General features: G+C 72.8%; 1 protein-coding gene. It reads right to left on the bottom strand.

What is annotated here, in order from left to right:
- A partial coding sequence (locus tag M0638_RS28360) for a GAF domain-containing protein (protein ID WP_248670311.1) occupies positions 1 to 519 on the bottom strand: 519 nt, incomplete at its 3' end.
- Between the last annotated feature and the right edge of the window lie 72 nt (positions 520 to 591).

Below are 591 nucleotides of genomic sequence, written 5' to 3' on the forward strand. Positions count from 1 at the left end.
CAGCGTCGCGATGATGCGCAGGATCGCCACGTCGTCGGCCAGCGCGCGCTCGCTCTGGCGCAGGCGGTGGCAGGCCAGCGCGCCCACGATGCGCTGGTCCACGCGCAGCGGCAGCGCCAGGAACGAGACCTGCGCCTGCGGCAGCCGGCTGCGCTCGACGGCGCGGCCGAGGAAACCCGGCTCCTTGTCGATATCCTGCAGGATCACGAGGTGGCCGTCGGCGATGACGCGGCCGGTGATGCCCTCGCGCGGCGCGTAGCGGCCGCGCGCCATTTCCCGGCGCGTTAGGCCGTAGGCGTAGGCGATGGCGAAGTGTTCGCCTTCCGGCTCGCGCAGCACCACGCGGCCGCGGTTCAGCCCGAGCACCTCGGAAAGGAGGTGCAGCATCTCGCGGATCGCGCGGTCCGGCTCCAGGCTGGCGCCGACCTGCTTCATGATCTCCTGGAGCAGGAACATCTCCTGCTCCCGCCAGGCGCTGGCCTTCTCCCGCGTGGTGCGCGTGGCGGGCGGCTGGGTCATGGCGGAACTCCCGTGGCGTGCGGCCGCTGCCGGCGCCCGTGCGGCGATCGTTCCCGTCCCCGCTGTCCGAAT

The organism is Roseomonas acroporae (assembly GCF_023223525.1).
Taxonomy (GTDB): Bacteria; Pseudomonadota; Alphaproteobacteria; order Acetobacterales; family Acetobacteraceae; genus Roseomonas_E; species Roseomonas_E acroporae.